4 protein-coding genes are annotated in these 3,292 nt (G+C 44.4%); 1 reads left to right on the top strand and 3 read right to left on the bottom strand.

The features are described 5' to 3' along the window. A partial coding sequence (gene nadA, locus ACESTK_RS20315) for a quinolinate synthase NadA (protein WP_373120617.1) occupies window positions 1-206 on the top strand: 206 nt, incomplete at its 5' end. A gap of 240 nt (window positions 207-446) precedes the next feature. On the opposite strand, the gene istB is transcribed toward nadA, so the two are convergent. The 3 genes from istB to ACESTK_RS20300 all read right to left on the bottom strand — a co-directional run. Beyond that, on the bottom strand, window positions 447-1,202 hold the full coding sequence (istB, locus tag ACESTK_RS20310) for an IS21-like element helper ATPase IstB (protein ID WP_005811485.1): 756 nt from the start codon (window positions 1,200-1,202) through the stop codon (window positions 447-449). Window positions 1,203-1,213: 11 nt separating this feature from the next. Beyond that, window positions 1,214-2,803, bottom strand: a complete 1,590-nt coding sequence (istA, locus tag ACESTK_RS20305; RefSeq protein WP_259338393.1) for an IS21 family transposase — start codon at window positions 2,801-2,803, stop codon at window positions 1,214-1,216. 93 nt (window positions 2,804-2,896) lie between these two features. After that, window positions 2,897-3,292: hypothetical protein (locus ACESTK_RS20300; protein ID WP_373120616.1), on the bottom strand; the 396-nt coding region annotated here is incomplete at its 5' end.

Below are 3,292 nucleotides of genomic sequence, written 5' to 3'. Positions count from 1 at the left end.
CGCAGACGAAGTTTATTCCGGCACCGCCCAACGACAGTACCTGTGCCTGCAATGAGTGTAACTTTATGCGGTTAAACACATTGGAAAAGCTTTATAATTGCCTGAAAGACGAATCTCCGGAAATCAAGGTGGATGCGGAAATAGCAGAGAAAGCGGTGAAACCGATCAAGAGGATGCTGGAGATTTCTGCAAAACTGGGATTATAGTGAATTATTCCCTTGTCGCTGGCATTCTTCGATGAGGGTATGAAAATGATTTCAATATTTTTTCAGGCACGGATTACATGGAATTTACGGTTTTCATAAACCGGAACCATGTAATCCGTGCCTGAAAATTTATCATAATGCAAGCATCCGCTGTAGATACTAATTGAAAAGTGCGCCGTATTCTAATTGAAAAGAGCTCCATCCATAACTGGTTACAAAATTACTATAAGTTTAAAATATTCATTTATCTTGTCTCATTTTTTGTGTTTCCTTAAGCCTATAAGACAGTCCGGTCATATTAACCAGATAAGCTTTATGTGTAAGCCTGTCAACCATTGCCGCCACAAGCACCTTGTCCTTTATGATTTCATTCCATCTGTTAAAAGCCAAATTAGTAGTAATGATTGTAGCCTTTTTCCCGGCTCTTAACGACAGGTGGTTAAAAAGCAGTTCTCCTCCTTCCTTGTCACAACTGACATATCCGAACTCATCACAGATGACCAGATCGTATTTTTCAAACCTTAATTGTAGCGTCCTCAGTGTCTTTGCTGATTTAGCCTCCCTTATCTGGGTAAGCAGGACCGGCACTGAAGTAAACAATACGGTAAAGTCCTGTTGGCAGGCCTTTATTCCTAAAGCCGTAGCAATATGCGTCTTTCCCGTTCCCGGATTTCCATACAGGACCAGGTTTCTTCCCTGTCTGATGAAGTCCAGTGTTTCCAATTCAGGTAATATTACCTGTGCCTCTTTGGGCATGTCTTCCATAACAAGCTCATGCAGATACTTCATTTGTGGAAATCCCGCAGATCTTATCCTTGATCTTCTTCTACACTCCCTTCTCCTGGCGCTTTCCTTTCCAAGCAATTCCGTCAAGAACTGCAGATGGTTCCAGTTTTCTTCAGCTGCCAATGAAAGGGTGCATTCCAGTTCCTCTTTAAAGGACAGAAGCTTCAGTTCTGCAGCATAGTCATAAATGGTTTCTTTTTCTGATTTCATATATTATAAACTTAAATGGTTGGTATTATATCATGCACTTCATTGTATCCTGTCATGAGCGCCGTGATGCCTTCAAGCATATCCACAGCTTCTCTTTCTATATTCTCCTGTTGTGCCGGGAGAACAGGCGGTTCCATGGTTTCTTCTGTTTCTCCCTGTACGCTACCATGCAGCATGGCCTTTACCTGGTCCGGAGATATCTTTCTGACACCACGTCCGGTCAGCTCCTTGCATGCCGCGACAATGTCCGTTCCGGAAAATCCATTTTTTCGGGCATAGTCCAGCAACAGAACAAACGTCCTGTTGTCTTCCTTGAAATGGATGTCATACAGCCTTCTCAGTTTTTCCGGTGCTCTTTGCCAAACCACAGAGTGGGGCAATGCCCCCGGTTTACGGGAAAGTGTACGCAAATAGTGCTCCAGCTTGATGCACCAGTCTCCACCGCAATAACTGCGTTGATGAGAGGCCACTTTCTCCTTCCCGTACAGGATGACGATTTTTTCACTATAAACCTTGACATGTACTTTTTCTCCCACAAGAGAATCAGGTACGGAATAATGAACATTTTTCATGCTGATAGTTGACCATTTATCCACAATGTACTCATAGACCTCAAAACAGCCCAGATTACCGGGAAAAGGCTTCAGCGATGACAGGTCAGCTTCCAGACGTGATGTTTTCTCCGCTGTTGAAAGACTGCCTTGCTCGTTGTTGACCTGCATACATACCCGGTTTAAATGCTCCTGGGCAGAATGTATATCACCAAAATGGTCTGTCAGGCAGAAAGCTTTCCTTCTGACATATTCCACGCTGCGCTCCACATGTCCTTTCTCCCATCCGGCCCGTACATTACAGAAACGGTACTCAAAACAATAGAAACCGGACATCTTCATCAAAGCTTCTGTAGGTTTCTTATCACCACCGACAAAGCTCTTGACGGCTACACGCATATTGTCATAGACCATCATGGCTGGGACACCATGTATATCCCTGAAAAAGTTACGGTGGGATTCCATGAAGGCAAGCGTATTCTGATGCCTGAAAAGATAGGCGTATCTGCCATTGCTATGCCCGAAAGTGAATACGGCCAGATAAAACTTGGTTTTGACACCGTCAATAAAAAGAAGAACTTCACCCCAGTCAAACTCGGCAATGCATCCAGGCTCATAGAACAACCGGATAAAGGCTTCGCTCTTTTTCTTCTCTTTGCATGACTCTATATTTTTTATATAACTGCATACTGTGGCGTAACTGATGGTGTATCCTTGAGATAACAGAAACTGGTGGATATCCTTTTTCAACATGCGCTGTTTGCGAAGTCCGGTAGCTATCTTAACGGCATTCTTCTTCAGGCAAAATCCTATCTTATCCTTAATCTCCTGGGTGAGCCGGCGAGGACGGCGTCTGGAACTGTCATACCTGGGCTGGATGGTAAGCAAATCACTCAAAGCCTCTTCCGGATTGTCCGTGCGGATGGCTGATTCGTACTCTGAAAGAATATTGTCAACGGTATGACGGCTGACATGAAGTTCACGAGAGATACGCCGTTTGCTATAACCGCATACCCTATACATGTGTATTATTGATTGTCTTTCTACCATAGTCTTCATTTTACCTTTGCATTTGGATTATACAAAGGTCATTATACTTATCCTATGGTGGCGCAATTTTCAACTGGAATATTGGCGCACTTTTCAATTAGTATCTACATTTTCGTGATAGACCTGCGGGCTCCAGCACACCATGTTCACCGAATTGTTGTAAAGCAGCTCGAACTGGCTGTACAGTTCCGCTATGTTGTTGCGCGTGGTCGTTCCGGTGTCAAGAATCTTATACTTGAGCCTTCTGAATATGCACAGGATGTTTCTTGTGCGCTGTGAAGTCGGATTCGTGATTTCGTCCGACTCGTCGAAAACAAGACACAGTTTCCGGGAAGTTTGTTTCACGTAGCGCACCAGCCCTCTTTGCAGTTTGCCGAGCATGGAGGTTGAAACGACGAGGAACATGCCTTCGGGTACGTTTGTAAGATCGCTCTCTGCCCGGATGACACGGAACCGTTCCCTGTTTACCGACAGGAACGGAATCCAGGT

Source organism: Ruminococcus sp. Marseille-P328 (assembly GCF_964249465.1).
Lineage (GTDB): Bacteria > Bacillota > Clostridia > Lachnospirales > Lachnospiraceae > Blautia_A > Blautia_A faecis.
The sequence above is the reverse complement of the archived record's forward strand: the minus strand, read 5'-3'. Positions and strand labels throughout refer to the sequence as shown.

Bases quoted from the DNA above. Each gene is read 5' to 3' on its own strand.
- istB (WP_005811485.1), bottom strand. From the start codon at position 1,202: ATGAAATCAGAAAAAGAAACCATTTATGACTATGCTGCAGAACTGAAG.
- istA (WP_259338393.1), bottom strand. From the start codon at position 2,803: ATGGTAGAAAGACAATCAATAATACACATGTATAGGGTATGCGGTTAT.